Annotated in this window: 20 protein-coding genes; 19 read left to right on the top strand and 1 reads right to left on the bottom strand. The window is 54.9% G+C overall.

The features are described 5' to 3' along the window. Window positions 1-22 precede the first annotated feature (22 nt). The 14 genes from HY308_15340 to HY308_15275 all read left to right on the top strand — a co-directional run bounded on the left by HY308_15340 (window position 23) and on the right by HY308_15275 (window position 14,785). Window positions 23-574: a polysaccharide biosynthesis/export family protein gene (locus HY308_15340; GenBank protein ID MBI3899651.1), complete on the top strand. Its 552-nt coding sequence runs from the start codon at window positions 23-25 to the stop codon at window positions 572-574. Between the two features lie 18 nt (window positions 575-592). Continuing rightward, window positions 593-1,783 carry a hypothetical protein gene (locus HY308_15335; GenBank protein ID MBI3899650.1) on the top strand — a complete coding sequence of 397 codons (1,191 nt, stop codon included), beginning with the start codon at window positions 593-595 and terminating at the stop codon, window positions 1,781-1,783. Between the two features lie 12 nt (window positions 1,784-1,795). After that, on the top strand, window positions 1,796-3,385 hold the full coding sequence (locus HY308_15330) for a hypothetical protein (GenBank protein ID MBI3899649.1): 1,590 nt from the start codon (window positions 1,796-1,798) through the stop codon (window positions 3,383-3,385). 143 nt (window positions 3,386-3,528) lie between these two features. Beyond that, a complete protein-coding gene (locus tag HY308_15325) occupies window positions 3,529-4,305 on the top strand; it encodes a CpsD/CapB family tyrosine-protein kinase (protein MBI3899648.1) in 777 nt (258 codons plus the stop codon). Between the two features lie 29 nt (window positions 4,306-4,334). Next, window positions 4,335-5,243, top strand: a complete 909-nt coding sequence (locus tag HY308_15320; protein ID MBI3899647.1) for an AAA family ATPase — start codon at window positions 4,335-4,337, stop codon at window positions 5,241-5,243. A gap of 74 nt (window positions 5,244-5,317) precedes the next feature. Continuing rightward, a complete protein-coding gene (gene rfbF / locus HY308_15315) occupies window positions 5,318-6,091 on the top strand; it encodes a glucose-1-phosphate cytidylyltransferase (GenBank protein ID MBI3899646.1) in 774 nt (257 codons plus the stop codon). Window positions 6,092-6,098: 7 nt separating this feature from the next. Continuing rightward, the gene (gene lhgO, locus HY308_15310; GenBank protein MBI3899645.1) at window positions 6,099-7,409 is read left to right on the top strand and encodes an L-2-hydroxyglutarate oxidase; all 1,311 of its coding nucleotides are present in this window, start codon (window positions 6,099-6,101) and stop codon (window positions 7,407-7,409) included. Next, window positions 7,406-8,464, top strand: a complete 1,059-nt coding sequence (locus tag HY308_15305) for an SDR family oxidoreductase (GenBank protein ID MBI3899644.1) — start codon at window positions 7,406-7,408, stop codon at window positions 8,462-8,464. Before lhgO ends, HY308_15305 begins: the two co-directional genes overlap by 4 nt. 134 nt (window positions 8,465-8,598) lie before the next feature. Then, window positions 8,599-9,432 carry an ABC transporter permease gene (locus HY308_15300; protein MBI3899643.1) on the top strand — a complete coding sequence of 278 codons (834 nt, stop codon included), beginning with the start codon at window positions 8,599-8,601 and terminating at the stop codon, window positions 9,430-9,432. A gap of 29 nt (window positions 9,433-9,461) precedes the next feature. Next, window positions 9,462-10,823 carry an ATP-binding cassette domain-containing protein gene (locus HY308_15295; GenBank protein ID MBI3899642.1) on the top strand — a complete coding sequence of 454 codons (1,362 nt, stop codon included), beginning with the start codon at window positions 9,462-9,464 and terminating at the stop codon, window positions 10,821-10,823. 77 nt (window positions 10,824-10,900) lie between these two features. Then, window positions 10,901-11,647 (top strand): polysaccharide deacetylase family protein, encoded by a 747-nt coding sequence (locus tag HY308_15290; protein MBI3899641.1) that lies wholly within the window; start codon window positions 10,901-10,903, stop codon window positions 11,645-11,647. A gap of 7 nt (window positions 11,648-11,654) precedes the next feature. Continuing rightward, window positions 11,655-12,878, top strand: a complete 1,224-nt coding sequence (locus tag HY308_15285) for a class I SAM-dependent methyltransferase (GenBank protein ID MBI3899640.1) — start codon at window positions 11,655-11,657, stop codon at window positions 12,876-12,878. Then, window positions 12,878-13,405, top strand: a complete 528-nt coding sequence (gene rfbC, locus HY308_15280) for a dTDP-4-dehydrorhamnose 3,5-epimerase (GenBank protein ID MBI3899639.1) — start codon at window positions 12,878-12,880, stop codon at window positions 13,403-13,405. Before HY308_15285 ends, rfbC begins: the two co-directional genes overlap by 1 nt. Window positions 13,406-13,411: 6 nt before the next feature. Further along, complete coding sequence (locus HY308_15275; protein MBI3899638.1) at window positions 13,412-14,785, top strand: DUF4910 domain-containing protein; 1,374 nt, start codon at window positions 13,412-13,414, stop codon at window positions 14,783-14,785. Here HY308_15275 and HY308_15270 read toward each other — a convergent pair. Continuing rightward, window positions 14,729-15,445 carry an SDR family oxidoreductase gene (locus tag HY308_15270; GenBank protein ID MBI3899637.1) on the bottom strand — a complete coding sequence of 239 codons (717 nt, stop codon included), beginning with the start codon at window positions 15,443-15,445 and terminating at the stop codon, window positions 14,729-14,731. The genes HY308_15275 and HY308_15270 overlap by 57 nt on opposite strands. A gap of 129 nt (window positions 15,446-15,574) precedes the next feature. On the opposite strand from HY308_15270, the gene HY308_15265 reads away from it, so the two are divergent. The 5 genes from HY308_15265 to HY308_15245 all read left to right on the top strand — a co-directional run bounded on the left by HY308_15265 (window position 15,575) and on the right by HY308_15245 (window position 20,939). Next, window positions 15,575-16,438: a glycosyltransferase family 2 protein gene (locus HY308_15265; GenBank protein ID MBI3899636.1), complete on the top strand. Its 864-nt coding sequence runs from the start codon at window positions 15,575-15,577 to the stop codon at window positions 16,436-16,438. Window positions 16,439-16,783: 345 nt separating this feature from the next. Next, window positions 16,784-17,437 (top strand): acyltransferase, encoded by a 654-nt coding sequence (locus HY308_15260; protein MBI3899635.1) that lies wholly within the window; start codon window positions 16,784-16,786, stop codon window positions 17,435-17,437. Between the two features lie 216 nt (window positions 17,438-17,653). Next, on the top strand, window positions 17,654-19,150 hold the full coding sequence (locus tag HY308_15255) for a hypothetical protein (GenBank protein ID MBI3899634.1): 1,497 nt from the start codon (window positions 17,654-17,656) through the stop codon (window positions 19,148-19,150). Further along, complete coding sequence (locus HY308_15250; GenBank protein MBI3899633.1) at window positions 19,123-19,680, top strand: hypothetical protein; 558 nt, start codon at window positions 19,123-19,125, stop codon at window positions 19,678-19,680. The genes HY308_15255 and HY308_15250 overlap by 28 nt, the downstream gene beginning before the upstream one ends. 302 nt (window positions 19,681-19,982) lie before the next feature. Continuing rightward, complete coding sequence (locus HY308_15245; protein MBI3899632.1) at window positions 19,983-20,939, top strand: glycosyltransferase; 957 nt, start codon at window positions 19,983-19,985, stop codon at window positions 20,937-20,939. Window positions 20,940-20,971: the final 32 nt, after the last annotated feature.

Here is a 20,971-nt window from a genome sequence, read left to right as displayed (position 1 = left end):
GCTAGTTGGTTGCGCGGTACCGATGGAAGCGCAGGCGCAAAATTCTAAGACGCCGGCAAAGACGTCCGCCGCTACTACGGTTGAAACTTCCGGTGGGTACGAGATCGGCCCGGAAGATTTGCTCGAAATTTCCGTATGGCACGAAAAAGATTTGCAGCGCGAAGTGCTGGTAAAACCGGACGGATGGTTGACATTTCCGCTGATCGGCAATGTTGAAGCCGCTGGTAAGACCTCACCACAGCTTGAAAATGACATCAAAACGCGTTTGCGCAAGTACATGCCCGACCCCGTTGTGACCGTGACCGTTAAGCAGATTAAGGGTCTAAAGGTATTTGTGATCGGCAAGGTCGGAAAGCCGGGTGAATACGTAATCGGTCGATATGTCGATGTATTACAAGCGTTGACGTTAGCGGGTGGTTTGACTCCGTTCGCGAAAGAAGCCGACATAAAGATCGTGCGTAAGCAGGCTGGCAAGGAATCGATCATTCCGTTCGATTACAGCGAGGTCAAACGCGGCCATAGCCTCGAACAAAACGTTACGCTGCGGTCAGGCGACGTCATTATTGTGCCGTAGTAAGTGGGGAGATTCTTGGTGGACGATAATAAATGGAGACGAGCGTCTAGGTTAGCCAGCGGCCTCAGCTCGTTAGTGGTATTGAGCGTGGCGCCGTCGCCGTTATTAGCAGCGGATTGGTCAGCAAAACCACGTATCGACGTTGGCGCTATTCGCGATGACAACATCGGGTTGGCCATCGGCGACAGCGAGTCGACGACCGGTTACGTGTTCGCCGGGCGCCTGGATCTCGAGCGCAAGACGGAGCGATCGAAAGCGAAAGTCAACGGTAGCGCCAGTTTTACTAAGTACAACCGCGATGATGTCGACGATAAGAGCGAGCAAGGTCTACTAGTTGACTCCGAATACCAGGCGTCCGAACGTGGCACGCTCGGATTCGATGGCGAGTATCGACGGGAATCGTTGTTCGCCACCATTACAAAACCAGCTGGTACCGGTGACGTGCACGATGTCGACGTGGGTTTGTCGACCGATACGCGAGTAAAGCGAAATTATCGAGTATTCAATCCAACTTGGAACTGGCTCGCTAGCGAGCGCAGCTCGGTTAATTTTAACTATCGCTGGACCGGCGCCGATTTTAGTAGCGCCGAGAATACCGATTTGATCGATTACACCGAGCAATTGTTCGGTGTAACGTACGGCTGGAAAGTATCGCAGCGTGATGAGCTCAACGTAACCGTCAACACTTCGCGTTATGAATCCGATAACGATGCGGAATCGAAGACGAATCGATTGTTGCTCGGTGCAACCCGCAATTTCTCTGAAAATTTAAGTGGTTCGGTCTCGGCCGGTGCCAGTCGCACGACCAATTCGACAACCGACGATACATCGACCGGAACAGTACTGAGCATCGGACTAAAGCAGCATTCCGATATTTCGTCGCTGGAAGGCGTCATTAGTCGCGATATCGCACCGAGCGGCGTCGGTCGCGTTGTGCGCGCCGACCAAGTGCGCGTTTATTGGACGCAAAAGACCTCGGAAACCGTTGAATTTGTCCTCGACGCGCAACTCCTGAAGAACCAAGTCATCGAAGGTACAGATCCAACGGTGGATCGGCGCTACTACGAAATTTCTCCGCAGTTGCGCTGGCAATGGCTAGAAAATTTATCGGTTATCGGTAGCTATCGTGTCCGTTGGCAAAAATATGCCGTCGATTCCGATTCTGCCGATAGCCATTCGATATTTTTGGGTTTGAGCTACAGCCTATAGTCGAGCGTATTTATGGAACCCGTTACCCATCTTAACGATTACCTTGTTGTTTTGCGTCGTCGCCGTAAACAAATGTTCCGTGTTGCCGGCACGGTGTTTGGGCTGGCGGTTTTACTTGCTGTCGTCATTCCGACCACGTACCAGGCGACTGCAAAATTGTTGATTGAACAAGAGGTACCGGTTGATCTGGTACCGTCGACCGTTAGCGGTTACGTCAATCAACGTATCAACGTGATTGAAACGCGGGTGCTAACGCCGGAAAACATGGCGAAGATCGCCGATAAGCTTGGGCTGTATGCGGGCGAACGCGAAGGTCCTAAGCGTCATGCGATGGGCGATGAGATGCGCAACAACGTCGAGATCGAGGCCGTTAGCGCTAACGTTACCGATCCGAAGAGCGGTGCGTCTGGTATGGCGACGGTCGCGTTGAACGTGTCTTACGATGCATCGAGCCCGGAAACAGCGCAAAAGGTCGCAGCGGAGCTGGCTACATTATTTATCGAAGAAAATCGTAAGGTGCGAACCGATAAGGCATCGCACACCTCTGCATTCCTTGGTGAAGAAGAGAAGCGGTTGCGGCAGCACATCGATGAGCTGGAAGCCAAACTTGCCGAGTACAAGGAGAAAAACCGCGGTCGTTTGCCAGAGCAGATGAACCTCAATATGCAGATGCTGGAACGAAATCAGCGTGAGTTGGAAGAGGCCGATCATCAAATTCAGAACCAGGAAGAACGCCGGTTACAGCTGCAATCGCAACTTGCCCTGGTCGAGCCGAATACCGGCACTAGTCCAGGCGGGCGGCTGCGCGAGTTGCAGGCAACCTACTTAGCGGCGGCATCCAGCTATTCACCAGATCATCCCGACGTCATTCGTGCGCGCCGGGAATACGAAGCTATGCAGAAGCAAATGGGTATAAGTGATACCGGCGCTGCTGCTCAAGATGAATATAAAAAGGCCAAGGCCGAGCTGGCGGTTGCGCGCGAAAAATACGCTGACGATCATCCGGACGTCGTTAAGCTCAAAAAGTCCGTGGCCGCGCTAGAAACACAGGTAAAGAAGAAAGGCCGCGTCCAAACTGGTGGATTTGGCATGAAGCCGGACAACCCGGCTTACGTGACGATGCAAACACAGATCGATTCCATCGATATGAGCATCAAGGCGATGCGCGAACAGCAAGTGCGCGCCCGCGAAAAAATTGGCGATTACGAGGCCCGCGTCGAGCAGACGCCGCGGGTCGAGCAGGAAGGCTTGGTATTGCAGCGCGACTACGAGAGCGCTACCAAGAAATATCGTGAGATCAAACAGAGCTTGATGGGTGCAGAGTTGGCGCTCGAGCTGGAAAAAGGCCAGCGCGGCGAACGTTATTCGATATTGGAGCCGCCTGAAATGCCAACGGCGCCGCATAGCCCGAACCGGCGCGCATTTTTATTGCTCGGATTAGTACTGGGAATCGGGTTCGGCGTCGGTTACGCGAGCATTGCCGAATATATGGATCGGACCATTCGCGGTGTACGCAATGTCGTTGGACTGCTAAAGGCACCGCCGTTGGCGGTGATCCCCTATATCCCCAACGGCATCGATTCGTCACCACGACGAACATGACAGAGAAGCGTTGCTAAGCGGCAACATGTCGTTGTACGGAGTCAGCAATTACCCGGATGCGATAGCTAAGCGACGCAAGTACAGTGGACGATTAGCAGCAATGATTCCAACATCAACGCATTAACAGTTGGGCGTAAATGGTTATGGACCCGATTACAAAAGCAATACAAAAAGTCCGCGAGGAGCGGCACAGCGTCGGCTTGACGCTACACAAGCGCGCGTTGGTGCCGGCTGAGATTAGTTACACCCAAACTCGCAATGTCAGCCTGTATCCCGGTTGGTTACGACAAAATCGCATCATTGCCAGCAGTGGCGCCGATGAATTTGCGCAGTCGTACAAAGTGTTACGTACGCAGGTTGCGCAGCGTATGCGTCAGCATGGCTGGCGTACGTTGGCAGTTACCAGTCCAGGCCCGGGAGAAGGCAAGACGCTGACGGCTATCAATCTCAGCATTAGCTTGGCATTGGAAGCGAATCAGACGGTGTTGCTGGTCGATGCTGATTTACGGCGTCCCAGTGTCCATGCGTATCTCGGCTTCGAGGCGAACGTCGGACTACGTGATTATCTGCAGAAAGGCACGCCGGTCGAGGAGATTCTGGTGCATCCGGAAATTCGGCGGCTGGTGATTTTGCCCGGCGGTGCACCGCTCGAAAACTCGTCGGAAATGCTGTCCTCGCCGATGATGTTGCGGTTAGTGCAAGAAGTAAAACGGCGTTACCCATCGCGCTTGGTGGTGTTCGATTTGCCGCCGGTGCTGACAACCGATGATGTGCTGGCATTTGCGCCATATCTCGATGCGGCGCTCTTGGTGATCGAAGAAGGCAAGACGTTGCGAGATGACGTGGCGCGTGCGGCCGAGCTGCTGCACACTGCCAATCACAATCTGATTGGTACGGTGCTTAACCGATCCGCGAGTTAAGCGAACGATAGAAGGATGGTAGAAGTGTCATGTACGAATCATTCTACGGCTTTAAAGAAAAACCGTTTTCGCTACTGCCCGACCCAGCGTTCTTGTATTTGAGTGAGAAGCACCGCATGGCCTTGACCATGCTGCAGTACGGCATTCTGAACCAAGCTGGTTTCACGGTAATTACTGGTGAAATTGGTTCGGGTAAGACGACGCTGATACGGCAGGTATTGGAAGAGGCCGGTGAAGATATCGCCGTCGGGTTAGTGTCCAATACGCATCGGCATTTTGGCGAGCTACTGCAATGGGTATTGCTCGCTTTCGGTTTGGAATATCGCGATAAGAGGAAGGTCGAGCTGTATCACACGCTCGCCGATTACATTGTTCGCGAATATAACCAGGACCGGCGCACGGTATTGATCATCGATGAAGCGCAGAACTTAAGTACGGAAGCGCTCGAAGAGCTGCGCATGTTGTCGAACATCAACGCCGACAAGAACCAAGTATTGCAGCTGATCTTGGTCGGGCAACCCGACTTGCGTCGGACGTTGCGCCGCCCGGAGCTGCACCAGTTCGCGCAGCGTATCGCCGTCGATTACAACCTGAAATCGCTCAATCTCGAAGAGACGTGGAACTACATCCGTCATCGACTAAAGCTGGTTGGCGGTAATCCGAACCTGTTCGACACCAAGGCCTGCGCTGCCATTTATTACTACACCGGCGGCACTCCGCGACTGATCAACGTATTGTGCGATACGGCATTGGTGTACGGCTTTGCCGAGCAGAAGCGCTCGATCGACGTCGATACGGTATGCGATGTCGTGCGCGAAAAGGCCAAGGGCGGCATCTTTCCGGTGCGCGAAGATAAAGCGACTCAAGATAGCGGTGTGATATTGGAGTTGAACGCGGCGAAGAAAGAATTCAAAGAGTTTCGCGAGTTCAAAGATTAATAGTGGTAGGGGCGCCGCCTAATGGGCGGCGCGCGATTAAGGCATGTGGACTGTTCATTAATTAATTTAAGACTATGAAAGCGGTAATTTTAGCGGGAGGTTATGGGACACGTATCAGCGAAGAAAGCGGCGTGAAACCCAAACCCATGGTAGAGATCGGCGGTTGGCCGATTCTTTGGCACATCCTCAAGATTTATTCGGCGCACGGTATCAACGATTTCGTCATTTGCCTGGGTTACAAAGGCAACGTCATCAAAGAGTACTTCGCGAACTATTACCTCTATAACGCCAACGTTACGTTCGACTTACAGCGCAACGAGATGCGAGTGCATCAAAATCATGCCGAACCGTGGCGCGTGACGCTGGTGGACACTGGCGAGAGCACGATGACCGGCGGACGGTTGCGACGGGTGCGCGAGTATCTGGACAACGAGACGTTTTGCATGACTTACGGCGACGGCGTCAGCGACGTCGATGTTCGCGCGCTCGTTAGTTTTCATAAAGAGCACGGCGCTTTGGCGACGTTAACGGCGGCGCAACCGCCGGGGCGGTTCGGTGCATTCAACCTGCATCAGGGACAACATCGGATCGAGACGTTCAAGGAAAAGCCGGAAGGCGACGGCGCCTGGGTCAATAGTGGCTTCTTCGTGCTTGAGCCGCGTGCTATCGACTATATCGAAAACGACGCTACTGTCTGGGAGCGCGAGCCGATGGAAAGATTAGCGCAGGATGGACAGTTGGCGGCGTATCGCCATCACGGCTACTGGCAACCGATGGATTCGCTACGCGATAAAAAGGTGCTGGAAAGCCAGTGGCAGAGCGGCAATCCGCCCTGGAAGAACTGGTAATTCCGGTATGGTAACCGACTTCATCGTCATCGGCGGCGGGGTGATCGGTATCAGCGTCGCGCGTGAATTGAAGCGGCGTTTCGGCGACTGCAGCGTCACGTTACTCGAGAAAGAATCGGCATGTGCGCTGCACGCCAGCGGCCGCAACAGCGGCGTGCTGCATGCGGGTTTTTATTACGCAGCCGACAGTCTGAAGGCAAAGTTTACGCGTGATGGTAATCGTGAGCTAACGGCGTATTGCGAGCAACGCGGCTTACCAATTAATAAATGCGGCAAGCTAGTCGTAGCGCGCACTGAGCAGGAGTTGCCGGCGCTGGACGAGCTACTACGTCGCGGCCAGCGCAATGGCGTCGAGGTGGAACCAGTGACGGCGGCGCAGGCGCAAAAGATCGAACCGCGTGCGCGTACGATCGAGCGCGCGCTGTATTCGCCGACGACGTCGTCGGTCGATCCAACAGCGGTGGTACGACAAATGGAGCAAGACGCGCGCGCTGAAGGTGTGCGTGTTGAATGCGGTGTGCGCTATCTCGGGCGGCGTAACGAGCGCATTGTTACGAGTCAGGGCACGTACGGTGCCGGTTACATCGTCAACGCTGCCGGTCTATATGCCGATCGCGTGGCGCTCGATTTCGGTTTTTCGCAGGCGTATCGAATTCTCCCGTTCAAGGGGCTGTACCTCTATTCCGATGAGCCAGTCGGTGCTCTGCGGACGCATATTTATCCAGTGCCGGATCTGCGTAACCCGTTTCTCGGTGTGCACTTCACGTTGACCGTCGACGGTCACGTCAAAATCGGCCCGACCGCGATTCCGGCGTTTTGGCGCGAGCAGTATCGTGGCGCCGCAAATTTCAGCTTTAGCGAGCTCGCCGACATTGTAAAACGGCAGTTGGGATTATTGGTGTCGTCGAATTTCGATTTCACGCGGTTGGCGGTCGAGGAGCTCGGTAAGTATTCACGCCGGCGCATGGCGGCGCTAGCCGCCGAACTGGTGCCGGATCTGCAGCCGAAAAATTTCCGACGCTGGGCGCGTCCCGGTATCCGTGCACAGTTGCTGAATATTCGCGAGCGCCGCTTGGAAATGGATTTTGTCGTCGAAGGCGACGATCGCTCGTTGCATGTCTTGAACGCCGTGTCACCGGCGTTTACCTGCGGTCTGCCATTTGCCCGCTACGTGGCCGATACGATTGTGCAGAAGCTCAATCGTGTGGCGCTGCAGTCTATCGTTCATACCGCAGGGAAAGAACGGATACCGAATACGCAGGTCGAGCAAGTCTACGGACGGAGGTTGCTGACCCAAACCAGAGAGAAGGTGTCATGAAAATACTAATAACGGGAAATATGGGTTATGTCGGCCCATGTCTGATCGATCGGCTGCGCGGGTCTTATCCAGGAGCGCGACTGATCGGCTTCGATATGGGCTACTTCGCGCATTGTCTGACGGGTGCGGTTTGCTTGCCGGAACATGGACTCGATGCCCAGTATTTTGGCGATGTTCGCAAACTGCCCCTCGAATTGTTTGCCGACGTCTATGCCGTGGTGCATTTGGCGGCAATCTCGAACGATCCGATGGGTAATACCTTCGAGGAAGTCACATCCGCGATCAATCAGACGGGAAGTGTTCGACTCGCAACCTTGGCCAAGCAGGCGGGTGTGCGCCGATTTGTTTTTGCATCAAGTTGCAGTATGTACGGCGCCGCTGCCGGTGGGCCGCGCAGTGAAGGCGATGCGTTGAACCCACTGACTGCCTATGCGCGTTCCAAGGCCGGAACCGAGCAAGGCATTCGCGAATTGGCCGATAGCAGCTTTATCGTTACGTCGCTGCGGTTTGCGACCGCGTGCGGCATGAGCCATCGGTTACGGCTCGATTTAGTATTGAACGACTTTGTGGCCGGGGCCTTTGCCGGTAAAGAAGTCAATATATTGAGCGACGGTACGCCGTGGCGGCCGTTGATTCATGTGAGTGATATGGCGCGGGCGATTGATTGGGCGATCAGCCGCGATGCCACTAACGGCGGTGCTTTCCTTGCCGTCAATGCCGGCAGCGACGAATGGAATTATCAAGTATCCCAGCTTGCTGAAGCAGTAGCGAAGGCCATCCCGGGCACACGAGTTTCGCTCAATAAAAATGCGGCGCCCGACAAACGCTCGTATCAAGTCAACTTCGGTTTATATCGGAAATTAGCACCGCGCTATCAACCGCAGGTGGATCTGGCGGCTGCCATCCATGAATTGAAAGATGGCCTAGCGGCGATGCGTTTTCAAGACATCGATTTCCGCGGCTCGCCGCTGATTCGGTTGAAAGTGTTATCGGGATTGATTGAGCAAGGTGCGTTGAATCAGCAGCTCGAATGGCAGCGTGCATCGGCGGCCTAAAAATTCTAACAATATGAAAACCGACGGCGCGATCGTCTCGATGGAGTTTGGTCTCTTTGCGAGAGACGGATTTTTCAAATCGATGTCGATCTTACGTAGCGCCCGACGAATGTTTGTAAATTTAAGGATGTGGAATGACAACTTATAGCAAGGACACGGTAACGATCATTCGCCCACCGGCCCGGTTGGAAGGGATCGATTTCAAAGAGATCGCTGCCTACGTCGATTTGTTCTATTTCTTGGTATTGCGCGATATCAAAGTGTTGTATGCGCAAACGATTCTCGGCTTTTTGTGGGCCATCTTGAATCCGTTGATCCAGATCGCGCTGTTCACGGTGATTTTCGGCAGAGTTGCACACATCGACACCGACGGTATCCCCTACGTACTTTTTGCCACACTGGCGATCGTTCCGTGGACCTATATGTCAGAAACTATGACGCAATCCAGTCAAAGCTTGGTGGCGGAACAACATATGCTCGGTAAGGTTTATTTCCCGAGAATCTTTTTTCCGTTGACGCCGATTATTGCCAAGCTGGTCGACTTTTCGATCGCGCTGCTATTGATCGCGATTGCCATGGTCTATTACCGGGTGGCGCCAACCTGGCAATTGTTATATCTGCCGTTTTTTCTCGTGCTCATGATGATGGTGCCGGCCGGCATTGGTATGTGGCTGTCGTCGCTGGCGATCCGCTTCCGCGACGTAAAGTTTGCCATGCCGTTCGTGATTCGCATGCTGATCTACACGGCGCCGATTCTCTATACCGCGTCGGCGATTCCGGATGACTATCGCTGGCTGTATTCGATGAATCCGTTGGTGGCGGTGATTGAAGGGTTCCGCGCGAGTCTATTGGGGCTGGAGATGCCGTGGAAATTTATTTTCCCGGGTGTCATTACAAGTGTCGTGATTTTCCTGAGCGGGACACTTTATTTCCGTAAGATGGAACGCATAATCGCTGACGTCATATAAAACGTTCAAATAACATGGGGCCATTACGTATGGGCAACCAAGTCGCTATCCGAGCCGAAGGGCTCAGCAAATTATTTCGCATTGGGTCGAAAGAAAAGAAGGCCGACGACAGTCTGGCGGCCCTCGCATTTGGCCTGTTGAGAAATCCGGTCAACAACTTTCGTAAGTATCGTTCGCTCTACCAGTTCAGTGACGTCTCGTTCGATCAACGTAAGAATTTGGAGAAAGATCCGGCCGACGTCATTTGGGCGTTGCGCGATGTTTCGTTCGAGGTACGGCAGGGCGAAGTGCTCGGCGTCATAGGCCGCAACGGCGCCGGCAAATCGACGCTATTGAAGATCTTGACGCGCATCACGCCGCCGACCACCGGCCGTGTCGATATCATGGGACGGGTGTCGAGCCTACTCGAGGTCGGCACCGGTTTTCACCAGGAACTGACTGGGCGGGAAAACATTTATCTAAACGGCACCATCCTCGGCATGCGCAAGCGCGAGGTTGATAACAAATTCGACGAGATCGTTGAGTTTTCCGGCATCGAGCGCTTTCTCGATACGCCGGTCAAGCGCTATTCCAGCGGTATGACCGTTCGCCTCGCGTTCGCCGTGGCCGCTCATCTCGAGCCGGAAATCCTGATCGTCGACGAAGTGTTGGCGGTCGGCGATGCGGCATTCCAGAAAAAATGCATTCTCAAGATGCAGGAAGTCGGTCGTCATGGCCGGACGATTTTGTTCGTGTCGCACAATATGGCCGCCGTCAGCATGTTATGCACGCGCGCCATTCTACTGGGTGATGGTCGCGTCGAGATGAGCGGTTCGGCGCACGATATCGTCAGCGAGTATCTCAACGCGGGTGTCGGTTTGCCGTCGTCGCGTGAATGGCCGCTAGAAACGGCGCCGGGCGGCGAGGTCGCGCGGTTGCGCGGCATTCGCGTAGTGACGCGCGAGGGTCGGCTGGTCGATTCCACCGATATCCGCCGCGACGTCGGCGTCCAAATGGATTACGACGTGATTCAGGGCGGGCAAACGTTGATGCCGCATTATTTGTTTTACAATGAAGAAGGCGTGCTGCTGTTCGAGGCGCATGATCAAGATCGGACCTGGCGGCGGCGGGTGCGACCGGAAGGCAGCTATCGCAGTACCGCTTGGATTCCCGGAAATTTTCTGAACAGCGGTACGGTGTTTGTGACCTGCGCGCTGATGGAGAGTAATCCGGATATGCATCAATACTACGAGCAACAAGTCATCGCCTTCAACGTGACCGACCGAATCGGCGAGGATACGGCGCGTGGCGACTGGACCGGCGAGTTGGGCGGGGTCGTGCGACCGATGCTCAAGTGGGAGACTCGCGTTGAAGGTGTTAGCCAAGAGCGGGGGCTGTACACCGTTTTATGATTACGCCGAAAGTGGTGTTGCCGAGGAACAGTTTTAGAACCTCGTTGCCGCCTTTTATTAAACGAGCGTATCGCGACGTGCGTCGCGCTGCCTCGTTTTTACCGCGCCAGGTTGTCGGTACCATCACTAACGTAGCCACCGATAAGCCGGTAGTCGCGTTGACGTTTGATGATGGTCCGGACCCGCGATCGACGCCGCCGTTGCTCGATGTGCTGGAAAGCAAAGGCGCGCACGCGACTTTTTTTTTAATCGGTTGTCGCGCGCAACGCTATCCGGCGTTGGTCCAACGCATCATCGACCGCGGTCATGTGATCGGTTGCCATTCGTGGGATCATCGACCGTTTTTGGCGATCAGCGCAGCTGAGCGGCGCCGGCAATTGCGCGCGTGCGAGCAATTGCCGGGCATGACGCGCTATAGGTTGTTTCGCCCTCCGTATGGCGAGCAAAACCTGGCGTCGCGCATCGATACTTGGCGATTGCGTTGGTGCCCGATCGTTTGGAGTATTTCGGCGACCGACTGGCGCGACGACAGTGCGGAAGTGATCGTTGAACGGGTTGCGTCGCAGTTGCAGCCCGGCAGCATCGTACTCTTGCACGATTCGTTATATGACGTCGAAGAACCGCGTTATGAAGCGCGCGATGCGACCATCCAGGCGACTGCGCAGTTGCTCGAGCGCTTCAGCGGGCAATATCGATTCGTCACAGTGCCGGAGTTAATGCATCTTGGCCGTCCACAACGAGAATTCTGGTGGCGGCGCGGAAGCAAAGAATATTTTACGAAACTTATAAAAACAGAATATCGCCAAGGTGAAGCCAATGAGTAACGGAGCCATGAACTGTCGCTTTTGTAATCACACGCTGTCGCAAACATTTGTCGACCTCGGCCTATCGCCGTTGGCGAATTCATATGTTCCGCGCGAGCAGGTGTGTGCCATGGAGCCGTTCTACCCATTGCACGCTTATGTCTGCGATCAATGTTTGCTGGTGCAGCTGATGGAATTCCAGTCGTCGGAGAATATATTCAGCCACTACGCGTATTTTTCGTCGTACTCCAGTAGTTGGTTGGAGCATGCCAAGCGTTACGTCGATATGGCGGTCCGCCGATTCGGTTTGAACGAGAAATCCTTGGTCGTCGAGATCGCCAGCAACGATGGTTATTTACTGCAATACATGCGGCAGGCCGGCGTGCCGGTGCTCGGTATCGAGCCGGCGAAAAATGTTGCCGAGGTGGCGGTAGCGAAAGGGATACCGACGGTTGCGCGTTTCTTCGGCGAACAAACCGCGCGCGATCTCGCCGCCGAAGGCAAGCAGGCCGATCTGCTGCTCGGCAACAATGTATTAGCGCACGTCCCGAATCTGAACGATTTCATCGCCGGCATGAAGCTTATGCTCCGACCCGGTGGTGTCATTACGATGGAGTTCCCGCACCTCGCGCGCTTGGTCGACGAGCGTCAGTTCGACACGATTTATCACGAGCACTTTTCCTATTTCTCGCTCAGCACGGTCGAGCGTATCTTCGCCAAGCACGGCATCACGTTGTTCGACGTCGAGGAGTTACCGACCCACGGTGGTTCATTGCGCATTTTCGGTTGTCATACCGGCGATGTGTCGAAGCCGGTTGGTCGCAATGTGCTTGATCTTAAGGCGCGCGAGCAGGCCGCCGGCTTCGGCGATCTCGCGCTCTACGGCGCCTTTACCAAAAAGGTGACAGAAGCGAAGCGCGATATTCTGAATTTTCTAATCGAGGCGAAGCGCGCTGGGAAATCGGTGGTTGGTTATGGTGCTCCGGCCAAGGGCAATACCTTGCTCAACTACTGCGGCGTGCGCACTGACATGATCGATTACACGGTCGACGCCAGTCCGCACAAACAGGGGCACTATCTGCCGGGCACCCGCATTCCTATCTATGGGCCGGACAAGATTAACCAAACCAAGCCGGATTACATTGTAATCTTGCCGTGGAATCTCAAAGACGAAATCATGCAGCAGATGGCACAGGTGCGTGATTGGGGTGGGAAATTCGTGACATTCATCCCGAGCGTAACGGTGCAGTAATGAAGTTTACTGCGACGCCGATCAGCGACGCCGTTATCATCGACTTGACGCCGTTGCAAGACGAGCGCGGCTTTTTCGCCCGCAGTTGGTGTTACGACGAGTTCAAGGCCAACGGTCTCGACCCGCGCATCGCTCAATGCAACATCTCTTATAACACCAAGCAGGGCACGCTGCGCGGTCTGCACTATCAGGCGTCACCGTACGAAGAGGTGAAACTGGTGCGGTGCACGCAGGGCGCCATCTACGATGTCATCGCCGATCTGCGTCCGTCATCACCCAGCTTCAAGCGTTGGTTCGCGCTTGAATTAACCGCCGCTAATCGCCGTATGCTGTACGTGCCGCAAGGAGTCGCCCACGGGTTTATTACGCTGACGAACGATACCGAGGTTTGCTATCAGATGTCGCAAGTTTATTCACCCGATCATGCGCGCGGCGTCCGCTGGAACGATCCGGCGTTTGGCATCGTCTGGCCGGTGGCGGTCGTGCACATTTCCGAACGCGATCGCAGTTATGTCGATTTTTCCTAAGGTGTGATGATGGACAGCGCGCGCGTACCGGTAGGCCTTGAAATGCAGCAATTGATGGTCGAGCTGTTTCCCATCTGCCGCAGTATCAGCGGTGATGGTGTACGCGAGAGCTTGCGGTTGTTGCAGCAGCGCATACCGCTGGAAGTGCGTGAAGTACCGTCCGGCACGACGGTGTTCGATTGGACGGTGCCGAAAGAATGGAATATTCGCGACGCCTATATCAAGAACAGCAACGGCGAGCGGATCGTTGACTTTCGTCAATCGAACTTACACGTCGTCAGTTACAGTTGCCCGGTCAACAAGCGCATGCGCTTGTCGGAGTTGCGGCCGCATTTGCATAGCTTGCCCGACTATCCCGAATGGATTCCTTATCGCACGACCTATTACCGCGAAGACTGGGGCTTTTGCCTGAGCGACGCGTTGTTGCAATCGTTGGCCGACGACGAATACGAGGTAGTCATCGACTCGACGCTGGCGCCTGGGCATTTGACCTACGGTGAGTATTTCGTGCCGGGCGAGCTCGCCGACGAGTTGCTGATCTCGTGTCATATCTGTCACCCGTCGCTCGCCAACGATAATTTATCGGGCATGGTGTTAGCGACGCAGCTGGCCGCCTATGTCGCGGCGCAACCGCGGCGTTATTCGTATCGGTTTTTATTTATCCCCGGCACCATCGGTTCGATTACCTGGTTGGCGCAAAACGAAGATCGCGCCCAGCAGATCCAGCATGGTTTAGTGGTGACTTGCGTCGGCGATCACGGCGGTTTTACCTACAAGAAAAGCCGTCGCGGTAATGCCGTCATCGATCGCGCCGCCATGCATGTGTTGAAGCACAGTGGCCATGCTTTCGTTGTGCAAGGTTTCTTTCCTTACGGTTATGACGAGCGCCAGTATTGTTCGCCCGGCTTCGATCTGCCGGTCGGTTGCTTGATGCGTTCGCCGCACGGTTCATTTCCAGAGTATCACACGTCAGCCGACGATCTCAGTTTTGTCCGGCCACAGCATCTCGAAGAATCGTTCGCGGTGTATCGCCGCATCGTTGAGTTGCTGGAGCGCAATGTGACTTATGTCACAACCAACCCGAAATGCGAGCCGCAGCTCGGCAAGCGTGGTCTGTATAAGGCTATCGGCGGCGACAATCACGATTCATCGAGGCAGATGGCCATGTTGTGGGTTCTGAATCTGGCCGACGGCAAGCACTCGCTGCTCGATATGGCAGAGCGCTCCGGTGTGGAGTTTGATTTATTGCAATCGGTCGCTGCTGTGCTCGCGCAGGCCGGTTTGCTGATCGAGCAGTCGCCGGCCGATGCCGCGGCGACGGCGTCAGGCTTTGTACGCCGGGCGCACGTGGATGTCGGTGACTTCGGCAGTTCGAGGTAATTGCAGCGCGCTCATAACCAGCGCGGCAACATCACCGGGTTGCAATAGAGTGTCAGGTTGGAAGGATTTGCCGAAAGCATCGTGCAGTTTTTGCTGCATTGCCGTAGCGGTGTTACCGGGAAATACGCTCAGCACACGCACGCCATCGGCATTGAGCTCGGCGCGCAAGGTATCGGCGATCGCTTTGAGCGCGTGTTTGCTGGCCGCATAGGCGCCGACGCCTTCTTTAATGCGTACGCCGACGCTGGAATTGATGAAGACGATTTGTCCGCGCGATTGTTTTAATTGTGGTAGCAATGCCTGAGTCAGAAAGAGCGGTGCCCGAACGTTGACGCGGTAATGGCGATCGAAATCATCGGCGGTAGTGGCCTCCAGCAGTGCCGGTATGATTACGCCGGCGCTGTGGACTAATATATCGAGCCGGCCATATTGACGAACTACGGCGTCGCGCGCCTGCCGTAGATCGGTATCGATCGACAGGTCGCAGACGAGCGCTGTGTGCGAGCTGCCGAGACGACGTTGTGCCGTTTCCAGCGGCGCCATCTGGCGGCCGGCGAGAATGACATTGGCGCCGTTGGCCGCCAAACCTTCGGCGATAGCGAGGCCGATGCCGCCGGCGGCACCAGTAACGAGGGCAATTTGGCTTTTTAATGAGGTCATTCTAATAGCAATAAGTTGTTTCCCTCGGGGGAGGGAGTATGCACTCTGGGATGTTATTTGATCGGAAGGCTATCTGCTGCACCTTTTCGCTGTCAACGCGCGTGCGGTAGGATTTGTGTGGAGGCGGTCATGAAGTTAAGCGTCGTTATTGCCTGCTATAACGCCGAGACTACCATCGCCGAACAGCTGGAAGCGTTGGCGCAGCAACGTTGGTCGGAACCGTGGGAAGTCATCGTCGTCAACAATCGTTCGACCGATCGATCGACAGCGATTGCAGAGAGCTATCGACAGCGTTTACCGAACTTGCGGGTCGTTGATGCGCTTGCTAAACAAGGTGCGGCCTATGCGATGAACGTCGGTGTGGGCGCTGCTACCAGTCAGTTCATCGCGTTTTGTGACGCTGATGATGTCGTTGCCGACGGGTGGGTGGCGGCGATGGGGCAGGCGTTGCAGCAATACGCGTTTGTCTCCGGTCCGTTCGAGATCCACCGCCTCAATCAATCCCCGCTGGCACGCAGCCGACGCAATCCGCAGCCGACCGGTATCCAGCAATACACCCATCCGCCGTTCTTGCCGCATGCCGGCTGCGGCAACATGGGCGTGCAGCGGGCGGCGTTTGACTCCGTCAATGGTTTCGATGAATCGATGTTGGCGTTGTTCGATACCGATTTTTGCTGGCGGTTGCAGCTGCGCGGTATACCACTGACACCGGTTGCCGATGCCGTTCTTCACGTTCGCTATCGTGACTCCGTCGGTCGCTTGTTGCGGCAGGCGTGTCATTACGCGGAGCACAATGTGTTGCTTTATAAACGTTACCGGCCGCTCGGGATGCCTAAGCTCGACGTCAAAAGCGGCATTCGTGCGTGGATCGACCTGATTCGGGCTGCGCCGGATTTGCTGCACGAGGAGACTCGCGCACGCTATCTGTGGGACTTGGGTTGGCGCACCGGTCGGATTTATGGGTCGATAAAGTATCGAGTATTGTCGCTTTAAACTCGTGCTGGCCGTGTTTTTTACCTGCAATTCGCTTCTTCCGCTAGTATGTTTCTATCCGCATCATCCCCGAGTGGCCTATAGTGAAGACACGGAGAGTCTTCGCCAGGCTTAGTCGGTATAAATGTCGAAGGCTGTGGTGGGTGACGTAAAAAGGGTCACAAGTGGGCCGCATTGACCCTTGGGAATTTTAAGAAAGTGATGATAATGACGATCATGAAAAATTTATTGCGTGTGGAACCTCCCATCGCTTTACCTCCATGCCAACAGATACCTGATATAGGTTCCCCGGCAAACATCGATCGTGGCGGTCGCCCATCCGGCGTAAAAAGAATTTTACGGCGCATGATCGTCAAGCTGTTCCGGCGTGTCTACGACGCCAGCGAGCGTTTAGTATTGGCAGACCTGCCGGAGTTTGCTAATCAACCGGCGCGACTGAATATCGAATTACCGCGACGTATCGCCAATCCGCATTGCATAACCATCGGCGACGACGTACATATCGGTCCCGGTGCGTTATTGATTGCGCAGTTGCGTTATCCCTCGAGTGTCATGCAGCATCCGAACCAACCAGTCCCATTGCAATTCTTCCAGCCAAAAATCGTCATTGGTGATCGTGTGACATCGACCGGATTGTTGACGATTACCGCCATGTGTTCGGTGACGATCGAAGACGACGTTATGTTCGCATCAAACGTGTTGGTGTCGGATGGCATGCACGGTTTTAAAACGGCCAATCAGCCATACAAGTATCAGCCGATGTGGAAGATCGAGCCGATCGTCATCGGTCGCGGGAGTTGGATTGGACAGAATGTAGTGGTGATGCCGGGCGTCACACTTGGCGAGCAGGTCATCGTCGGCGCCAACAGTGTTGTCACTAAAGACGTTCCAGCTCGCACGATCGTTGCCGGCACGCCGGCGCGCATCATCAAGCGTTGGGACGAGTTGCGACAGGATTGGATCGAAGTATCGAACGAAACGCCGACTATTTTTAAGTGATGTCTGTTGCTTTGCGTTTAGACCATTGCCATCGGGCTACTTGTGACTGAATCCAGAACTGCCCTTAGGTAGATCTCTCCGAAATCCCTGACTCGCTGACTCGGCGATTCTTCGTAGTCATTTTGCTACCATCGTTCCACGTTGAAGGCATCGCGCGTATTTCGTGGCGCGCTCGCTGAACTGTCGACGAGTGTCGCAACGAATGGAGTCGTGACGATGATGGAAGGCATTCGGTCGGAATTTTTGTTTAGCGGGCAGTACGTGCTTGGACCGAAGTGCTTGGATAGTTTGCCGGAATGGTCGCGTTATCATCTGACCGGCGGTCTCTGGCTGATGACGCACCCAACGCTTCCGGTCGCGCAGGTGTACGAAGGAACGCGGTCGATCAGCCTTATCGGTTTCATCGTCGATCCGGCAGAGCCGGATGCCGATGACGTGCATATCCTCGCGCGGCTAATACGGGGGTGTTATTCGATCCGTGAGTTGACTCGACGCACCGCCGGTTTAGGCGGACGTTGGTTGTTGATCGCTGCCTGTGACGATGGACTCTTTTTATTCCACGACGCGCTCGGTTTGCGGCAGGCGTTCTATACGGAATCTGGCAGTGACGTCGACGGCATTTGGGTGGTATCGCAGCCGGGTTTAGCGATCGACCTGTTGAAGTTGCCGCTGAATGAATCGGCGTTGCATTTTTTAGATTCATACGAGTTTCGTTCGCATCCCGAATACCGCTGGCCGGGCGCCAGTACGCCGGTAAAAGGGCTGCGCCACTTGTTGCCCAATCATTATTTGAACCTGCACAGTGGCACCGTCCGTCGCTATTGGCCGGAGGCTGAGCTGGCGGAGATAACGGCGGACGAGGCGGTCGAGCGCGGTTCGGCATTATTGGCCGGTGGCATGCGCGCAGTTGCCGCCCGCTTCGAGTTGGTGCTCTCTATTACCGCCGGTGGCGATAGCCGCTTGGTATTGGCGGCGGCGTGCGCCATCAAAGACCGTATTCGTTGCGCCACGGTCAGGCAAGCGCGGATGGCGGATGCCAATGCCGATTTAGTCGTACCGACGCGGCTACTCGCCAAGCTCGGTGTACGCCACGACGTCGTTCGCGCGAATGCGAGTATGTCGCCGGAATTCAGCTGGTTGTTCAAGCGCAGTAACTTCTTGGCGCACGACATTTACGGCGCCGACGCTGAAGCGATCCTCGCCCAATTTGGTCGCGAGAAAGTCACGGTTACCGGCAGTGGTGCGGAAGTTGGCCGCTGCTCGTTTCGGTCGGAATTACCGCTGCTACGTGCGTCGCATATCCGTGCCGAGTATTTGGCGCAGTGTCAGCGTATGGGGCAACACCCGTACGCGGTGCGTTGCTTCGAGGAGTGGATGGAAGATGCCCGCGATCGCGGCAACGTTCCGCTGCTGGACTTATTCGAGTGGGAGCAGGGGCATGGCAACTGGTTGGCGATGACGCAGCTCGAATTCGACATCGCTTGGCGAGACATCTACACACCGTTCAACTGCCGGTCATTGTTAGCACTATTTCTGTCGGTCGATGAACGCTTTCGCCGACGTCCGGACTATGCATTGTTCAAACGCATGACTAAAACACTATGGCCGGAAGTATTGAGCGAACCGATCAATCCGGAGGGTGATCGGCGCAAACTTCGACGCTGGGTCGGCATGCTCCATGGCACTTGGCGGCTACACGGGCCTACCTCGTGATGCACGCGTTGCTGCGGCGAATGGCGCTGCTGCGATGGGCAGTGCGCTCGGGGTATCGGCTAATGCAGCAGTTGCGCTATGAGGTTTGGATTATCGATGGGCGCGAACGTGACAGCGGTGCGCCGTTAACGCTGCTATTCAGTGGTCAGCTGGAGAATAAGCATTATTTAACCCATTCCGTGTATGTTGGCTCATCGCGCGCATTTCTCAGCGACGGCGTGCTCGGCTATAAGCACAAGTGGGGTATGCGGCTGCTCGAGGGATCGGGTCGGTGGTTTGCTTTAACGATCGCGCATAACAGCGTCGCGGTCAGTGCCTTCCTGGCGCGTAATCCGTTTATTTTCGATGTCGGCGGCCGGCGTTACGGCGCGGCCTTTGTCGATCATGAATCATCACCGATACTAACCGAACAAGTGGCGGCGCTGAATTTGCGCGGCTTGGACGGCGTGGTTATTTTTCGTTCGGTGCCGAATCACGGTTGGCAGGCGGCGAGTTTCTATAACGGACAGTCGCAAGCGGTAAAGGCATAGGAGACAAATACATTAATTATATTGTGGCAATATCCCGCCGGATCACTGCTTTTGTTGGCGAGCAAGAGGAACATCCCTGGGTAAGCCCACACTAAAACCGCCGTTCATAACTCGGCTGTTTTTGGCAGAATAGGCCAAACGCAGTTTAACGATAATTACGGAGTAAAAAATATGGACGGGAGGTCGAGCGTGGTCGACGCGGCGGGTAGTACGGGCGGTCTTCTTGTTCGCGATTTGTTGCGGCAAAGTTGCAAGTTGTTGCGACGAAGCCGATGGATGATGTTGCGAGCATAGGAGGATCTATGAACTCAGCACCATGGGTGACTATTGGTATTCCTACTTACAATCGCGCGGCGACGTATCTTCGTCCCTGCTTAGAAAGCGCGCTTCTACAAACTTACAGCGATATCGAAATTATCGTCGCTGACAACGGTTCGACCGATGATACCCAAGCGGTTGTTCGCGGCTATCGCGATCCGCGGATTCGGTATTTCCGTCAGCCGGTCAATATTGTGCCGAACGAGAATTTTAATTTTTGTCTGCGTCAGGCACGCGGAACCTATTTCTTGCTGCTATTAGACGACGAATTCATCGATACTGATTTCGTTCAATATTGTTTAGGGGCCACCGCCGGTTGTAGCGACTTCGGTCTTATTCGCACTGGTTTTCGTACGGTTAATGCCCAGGGCGCAACCATTGAGCAACGATTGAATCTCAATGACAAACCGTTGCTAACGAATCTATTCCTTTCCTGGGTCGCTGGCCGGACGGCGTTGTATCTATGCAATACGTTATTTAATCGCGCCGCTTTGATGGAGATCGGCGGATTTCAATCGCGGCACAATCTGTTTCAGGACGTCATCGCCCAAGTGAAAATTGCTGCACGCATGCCATGGGTCGATATTGCGCCAGTGATGGCAGCGACGCGCCGGCATCGCGGCCAATTTACGCATTATGCGAAGGTTCAGTCGTGGTGTGAGGATTCGCTCGAGCTGCTGAATCTGATGTGTGAGGTCGCCGAAGACCAGAAGCCGCGCGTGCGCGACCTCGGTGAGAAATTCTTCGCTAATATTTGCTATCACCGTGCCAACGCAATACGTTCGCCGATCGAGCGGGCACGCGCTTATGCCACGGTCTATAGCATGTTTGATCGACGCCATACATTGCCTTGGCGTATGGCTTGGACCAGCACAGCGGCTTACCGCTCGTTGCGCGATCTCAAGCGGTGGTTACTGCACTTACCCGCATGGGCCGACTGATTATTCATTATGGAAAATTCAACGCAAGGAAT

This window comes from Gammaproteobacteria bacterium, from assembly GCA_016199745.1.
In the GTDB taxonomy this organism is placed as follows: Bacteria; Pseudomonadota; Gammaproteobacteria; order Acidiferrobacterales; family Sulfurifustaceae; genus JACQFZ01.
The sequence above is the reverse complement of the archived record's forward strand: the minus strand, read 5'-3'. Positions and strand labels throughout refer to the sequence as shown.

Bases quoted from the DNA above. Each gene is read 5' to 3' on its own strand.
- HY308_15340 (MBI3899651.1), top strand. From the start codon at position 23: ATGGAAGCGCAGGCGCAAAATTCTAAGACGCCGGCAAAGACGTCCGCC.
- HY308_15330 (MBI3899649.1), top strand. From the start codon at position 1,796: ATGGAACCCGTTACCCATCTTAACGATTACCTTGTTGTTTTGCGTCGT.
- HY308_15325 (MBI3899648.1), top strand. From the start codon at position 3,529: ATGGACCCGATTACAAAAGCAATACAAAAAGTCCGCGAGGAGCGGCAC.
- HY308_15320 (MBI3899647.1), top strand. From the start codon at position 4,335: ATGTACGAATCATTCTACGGCTTTAAAGAAAAACCGTTTTCGCTACTG.
- rfbF (MBI3899646.1), top strand. From the start codon at position 5,318: ATGAAAGCGGTAATTTTAGCGGGAGGTTATGGGACACGTATCAGCGAA.
- lhgO (MBI3899645.1), top strand. From the start codon at position 6,099: ATGGTAACCGACTTCATCGTCATCGGCGGCGGGGTGATCGGTATCAGC.
- HY308_15305 (MBI3899644.1), top strand. From the start codon at position 7,406: ATGAAAATACTAATAACGGGAAATATGGGTTATGTCGGCCCATGTCTG.
- HY308_15300 (MBI3899643.1), top strand. From the start codon at position 8,599: ATGACAACTTATAGCAAGGACACGGTAACGATCATTCGCCCACCGGCC.
- HY308_15295 (MBI3899642.1), top strand. From the start codon at position 9,462: ATGGGCAACCAAGTCGCTATCCGAGCCGAAGGGCTCAGCAAATTATTT.
- HY308_15285 (MBI3899640.1), top strand. From the start codon at position 11,655: ATGAACTGTCGCTTTTGTAATCACACGCTGTCGCAAACATTTGTCGAC.
- rfbC (MBI3899639.1), top strand. From the start codon at position 12,878: ATGAAGTTTACTGCGACGCCGATCAGCGACGCCGTTATCATCGACTTG.
- HY308_15275 (MBI3899638.1), top strand. From the start codon at position 13,412: ATGATGGACAGCGCGCGCGTACCGGTAGGCCTTGAAATGCAGCAATTG.
- HY308_15270 (MBI3899637.1), bottom strand. From the start codon at position 15,445: ATGACCTCATTAAAAAGCCAAATTGCCCTCGTTACTGGTGCCGCCGGC.
- HY308_15265 (MBI3899636.1), top strand. From the start codon at position 15,575: ATGAAGTTAAGCGTCGTTATTGCCTGCTATAACGCCGAGACTACCATC.
- HY308_15260 (MBI3899635.1), top strand. From the start codon at position 16,784: ATGATCGTCAAGCTGTTCCGGCGTGTCTACGACGCCAGCGAGCGTTTA.
- HY308_15255 (MBI3899634.1), top strand. From the start codon at position 17,654: ATGATGGAAGGCATTCGGTCGGAATTTTTGTTTAGCGGGCAGTACGTG.
- HY308_15245 (MBI3899632.1), top strand. From the start codon at position 19,983: ATGAACTCAGCACCATGGGTGACTATTGGTATTCCTACTTACAATCGC.